The organism is Rhizobium alarense (genome assembly GCF_021555155.1).
Lineage (GTDB): Bacteria > Pseudomonadota > Alphaproteobacteria > Rhizobiales > Rhizobiaceae > Rhizobium_D > Rhizobium_D alarense.
Genome location: NZ_JAKGBU010000062.1, coordinates 27865 through 33031, shown reverse-complemented (window position 1 = coordinate 33031; position 5167 = coordinate 27865). Strand labels below are relative to the sequence as shown.

Annotated in this window: 5 protein-coding genes; 4 read left to right on the top strand and 1 reads right to left on the bottom strand. The window is 64.2% G+C overall.

What is annotated here, in order from left to right; translation table 11 throughout:
- Window positions 1–658 (top strand): GSU2403 family nucleotidyltransferase fold protein (locus LXM94_RS18320; RefSeq protein WP_268965168.1); only part of this gene is annotated, 658 nt, incomplete at its 5' end.
- A gap of 5 nt (window positions 659–663) precedes the next feature.
- Here the strand turns inward: LXM94_RS18320 and LXM94_RS18315 are convergent.
- Window positions 664–1638, bottom strand: coding sequence for a GlxA family transcriptional regulator (locus tag LXM94_RS18315; RefSeq protein ID WP_235772910.1), 975 nt, complete (start codon window positions 1636–1638; stop codon window positions 664–666).
- A gap of 114 nt (window positions 1639–1752) precedes the next feature.
- Here LXM94_RS18315 and LXM94_RS18310 point away from each other — a divergent pair, with 114 nt between their 5' ends.
- The 3 genes from LXM94_RS18310 to LXM94_RS18300 all read left to right on the top strand — a co-directional run.
- A complete protein-coding gene (locus LXM94_RS18310) occupies window positions 1753–2667 on the top strand; it encodes a BKACE family enzyme (RefSeq protein WP_235772909.1) in 915 nt (304 codons plus the stop codon).
- Window positions 2668–2896: 229 nt separating this feature from the next.
- Entirely contained in the window at window positions 2897–4387 is a 1491-nt protein-coding gene (locus LXM94_RS18305; RefSeq protein ID WP_235772908.1) for a carnitine 3-dehydrogenase, read from the top strand.
- Window positions 4388–4570: 183 nt separating this feature from the next.
- A partial coding sequence (locus LXM94_RS18300; protein WP_235772907.1) for an acyl-CoA dehydrogenase family protein occupies window positions 4571–5167 on the top strand: 597 nt, incomplete at its 3' end.

Here is a 5167-nt window from a genome sequence, read left to right as displayed (position 1 = left end):
CATTCAGAGAACTCGTATGCCCGAAATACCCTGCTCAGCATCAGCCGCGCCAGATGGGGTCTCCTTGCCGCTTACTGTTCTCAACGTCATTCGTAGTATCGACAAATCATTCCGTGAAGTGCCGCACCGTAGTGGTAGCGCATATGCCACGCGATTCCGTGCAAAGAGTGGTTTCATGGTCGAGTTCCTGACGCCGAACACCGGGTCAAACGAACACGAGGGCCTGCCCACGCGGATGCCGGCTCTTGGTGGAGCCGCGGCAACACCGTTGCGGTTCCTCGATTTTCTTATCCATCAGCCGGTACGTAGCGTATTGCTGCATAAAGCTGGGGTGCCAATTCTCGTGCCCGCACCGGAACGGTTCGCTGTCCACAAGCTAATTATCGCGAGCCGCAGACTCAACGATGGTGGTAGCCTTGACAAGAGTGAAAAAGACAAGAGCCAAGCCATCTCTCTTGTCGATGCGCTTCTGCACCTACGCCGGCACGTCGATCTTGCAATTGTTTATTCGGAAGCATGGCGGAGAGGGAAGGCTTGGCAGGATGCGCTCGGAAGAAGTTTGACTTCCATCTCTACACCGGAGCGCGAAAGGCTTCAGGCCGGTTTGATCGAAGGCTTGAACTATCTCGGCGAAAGCCCGGCAGCATTTAACCTCTGAGACCTCTAACCCTTCGCCCCCGCCCGCAACCGCCGCCGCGTTTCCGTCGGGCTTTCGTGATAATGCGCCCGGTAGCTGCGCGAAAAGGCCGAAGAGGAATTGAAGCCGGTGATCGCGGCGATGTCGGCGAATTCGATCCGCGTCTCGATCACCTTGCGCCGGGCGGCGTTGAGGCGAAGCGCCAGATAGTGCTGGTGCGGCGCGACACCCATCGTGTCGCGGAAGAGGTCCTGCAGATGCCGCGTGCTGAGCCCGACGCGCCGGGCGAGCCGCGCCAGCGTCAGCGGCGCATCGACCGTCTCCTCCATCAGATGCACCGCCTGGCTGACGCGCTGGTCGGCGACACGCATGTTGCCGAGCGCCGGCACCTGAAGCAGGCCGCCGGTCCGCTCGTGCTCGTAGATGAAGAGTCGCGAGACTTCCAGCGCCAGCGAATAGCCCTGCCGGCGGCGGATGATCTCCAGCATCAGGTCGAGCGTCGGCAGCGAGCCGCCGGTGGTGATGCGCTTGCCGTCGATGACATAGCGCTGCCGCTCGACGCTGATCTGCGGATAGGCGGAGGCGAATTCCTCCATGTCCTCCCAGTGGATCGTCACCGAATGGCCGTCGAGCAGGCTCGCCGCGGCAAGCAGCCAGCTTCCCGATTCGATGCCGGCCATCATCGTGCGGTGGCGTGCCGTCTGCGAAAGCTGGCGCCGCAGCAGGGGCGTCGCACTCATCTGCCATTGATAGCTGGAGAGCACGAAGAGCGGCTGCGTCTCCTTCTCGGGCCGGAACGGACCGTCGACGGGCACCGGAATGCGGCTGCGCGTCTCGATCGGCAGGCCGTCGGGCGAGAACATGCGCCAGCGGTAGAGGTCCTGGCCGGAGATGCGGTTGGCGGCGCGCAGGGGTTCGATGACCGAGGCGACGAGGATGAGGTTCGTCTCGGGCAGGACGAGGATATCGAGGTCGAGCGTATCGGCCGAAGGATCGAGCATGGCGCGAGCATGACCGCGCGCCTCTCATATTGTCAAGGATAGCGCTGAAAAGTGAAAGCACTTCGTCGCCTCTTGGCTCGTAATGGCCCCCGTGAGACTTCTGGGAGAGACCGCATGCCGCTGACCATGAACCGCGACGTCTTCATCACCTGCGCCGTCACCGGCTCGGGCGATACCGCCGGCAAATCGCCCCATGTGCCGCGCTCGCCGAAGGAGATCGCCACGTCGGCGATCGACGCCGCCAAGGCCGGTGCCGCCATCGTGCACTGCCATGTGCGCGACCCGGAAACCGGCGCGCCGAGCCGCCGCAACGACCTCTATCGCGAGGTGACGGAGCGCATCCGCGACGCCGAGGTGGACGTGGTCCTCAATCTCACCGCCGGCATGGGCGGCGACATGATTTTCGGCAACACCGAACAGCCGCTGCCGCTGAACCCCGTCGGCACCGACATGGCCGGCGCCACCGAGCGCGTCAGCCACGTCGCCGAATGCCTGCCGGAAATCTGCACGCTCGATTGCGGCACGATGAATTTCTCGCTCGGCGACTATGTGATGACCAACACGCCGTCAATGCTGCGCGCCATGGCGAAGAAGATGACAGACCTTGGCGTGCGCCCGGAGATCGAGGCCTTCGACACCGGCCATCTCTGGTTCGCCAAGCAGCTCGTCGAGGAAGGCCTGATCGAGGATCCGGTGCTGATCCAGCTCTGCATGGGCATCCCGTGGGGCGCGCCCGACGATCTCAACACCTACATGGCGATGGTCAACAACCTGCCATCCAATTGGACCTTCTCCGCCTTCTCGATCGGCCGCAACGCCATGGCCTATCCGGCCGCCGCCGTGCTCGCCGGCGGCAATGTCCGCGTCGGGCTGGAAGACAACCTCTATGTCGGCAAGGGCCAGCTCGCGAGCAATGCGCAGCTCGTCGAGAAGGCGGTCACCATCATCGAGAGCATGGGTGCCCGCGTCATCGGTCCGGCCGAGGTGCGCGAGAAGCTGAAACTGCAGAAGCGCGCGCCGCGGGGCTGACGGGACGGGCCGAAAGCCCCCTCATCCGCCTGCCGGCACCTTCTCCCCGATGGGGGGAAGAAACCGTGCCGCGGCGGCTGAAGCCAAACGCGACGCTGCAGCAAGCATGGCATGCCGATCTGGCAAGACGGCGACGCACTTTCCCTCTTCTCCCCGCCGGGGAGAACGTGGCCCGCAGGGCCGGATGAGGGGGCGCGGAATGAAAAATTGAAAGATGGGAACGCACAGCATGACCACAATCAACAAGGCGGCCTGTGTCGGCGGCGGCGTTATCGGGGGGGCCTGGGTGGCGCGTTTTGCGCTGGCCGGCATCGACGTCAAGATCTTCGATCCGCATCCGGAGGCCGAGCGCATTATCGGCGAGGTGATGGCGAATGCCGAGCGCGCCTATGGCATGCTGACCATGGCGCCGCTGCCGCCGAAGGGCAAAATCACCTTCTGCAAAAGCTTGGAAGAAGCCGTGCAAGACGCTGACTGGATTCAGGAAAGCGTTCCCGAGCGCCTCGAGTTGAAGCGTGGGGTGCTGAACCAGATCGATGCCGCGGCGAAACCCGATGCGCTGATCGGCTCCTCCACATCAGGCCTGATGCCGACCGACCTGCAGCGCGACATGAAGCATCCCGAACGGCTCTTCGTCGCGCATCCTTATAACCCCGTCTACCTGCTGCCGCTCGCCGAACTCGTCGGCGGCGAGAAGACCTCGCGCGCCGTGCTTGAGGACGCCAAGGCGAAGCTCGCGCCGATCGGCATGAAGGGTGTGATCATCAACAAGGAGATCGAGGCATTTGTCGGCGACCGGCTGCTCGAAGCGGTCTGGCGCGAGGGCCTCTGGCTGATCAAGGACGATATCTGCGACACCGAGACGCTCGACGACGTGATCCGCTATTCCTTCGGCATCCGCTGGGCGCAGATGGGCATGTTCGAGACCTACCGCATCGCCGGCGGCGAGGCGGGAATGCGCCACTTCCTCGCCCAGTTCGGCCCCTGCCTCTCCTGGCCCTGGACCAAGCTCACCGATGTCGTCGATCTCAACGACGAGTTGGTGGAAAAGATCGCAAAGCAGTCCGACGCCCAGTCCGGCGCCCGCGGCATCCGCGATCTCGAGCGCATCCGCGACCAGAACCTCGTCGGCATCATGCATGCGCTGAAGGCCGGCGACGAGGGCAAGGGCTGGGGCGCCGGCAAGCTGCTCGCCGAGTTCGAGGGCCACCTCTGGGCGAAGGCCGGCAAGGCGGAGGTCGACGTCTCGGCCGTCGAACCGCTCCGGCTGCTCGACACCAAGGTCAATGCCGCCTGGGTCGACTATAACGGCCACATGACCGAGCACCGCTATCTCCAGCTTTTCGGCGATACGTCGGACGCGCTGCTCAGGCTGATCGGCGTCGATTTCGCCTATGTCGAGGCCGGCCACAGCTACTACACGGTCGAAACCCATATCCGCCATCTCGGCGAGGCGAAGCTCGGCCAGGCGCTCTACACGACGCTCCAGCTTCTCGCCTCGGACAAGAAGCGGCTGCACTTCTTCACCCGCATCCACGACGCGGCGACCGGCGATGTCGTTGCGACGGCGGAGCAGATGATGCTGCATGTCGACTCGAAGGCCGGCAGGAGTGTCGATGCACCGGCGGACGTGCTGGCGACGATCGCGCCGATTGCGCAAGCCCATGCGAAGCTGCCGGCACCGGAGGGTGCGGGCCGCAGCGTCGGGCAGAAGAAATGAGACCACGTTCGGGCAGTGAGCGCCCCCTCATCCGCCTGCCGGCACCTTCTCCCGGTGGGGAGAAGAAACGGGTGGCTCGCTCCGCGCTCCCTCTTCTCCCCCTCGGGGAGAAGGTGCCCGAAGGGCGGATGAGGGGGCCACCGCCGAACGCACACACGCATTGTCCGAGGGGAGGACTTGTCCATGAATTTCGCATTGACCGATGAACAGCAGATGATCGTGGATACGGTCCGCGCCTTCGTCGAAACGGAAATCTATCCGCACGAAAACGAGGTCGAGCGCACCGGCCATGTGCCGCCGGAGCTCGGCCGGGAAATCGCGCGCAAATGCAAGGAGATCGGCTTCTTCGGCTGCAACATGCCGGAAGAGGTCGGCGGCGCCGGGCTCGACCACACGTCCTTCACGCTCGTCGAGCGCGAACTCGGCCGCGGCTCGATGGCGCTCACCGTGTTCTTCGGCCGCCCCTCCGGCATCCTGATGGCCTGCAACGACGAACAGCGCGAACGCTACCTGCTGCCGGCCGTCAGCGGCGAAAAGTTCGACGCGCTCGCCATGACCGAACCGGATGCGGGTTCGGACGTGCGCGGCATGAAGTGTTTCGCGCGGCAAGACGGTGGCGACTGGATCGTCAACGGCACGAAACACTTCATCAGCCACGCCAACATCGCCGATTTCGTCATCGTCTTCATCGCCACCGGCGAGGAAGACACGCCGCGCGGCAAGAAGAAGCTCATCACCTGCTTCCTCGTCGATCGCGGCACGCCGGGTTTCGAGATCCGC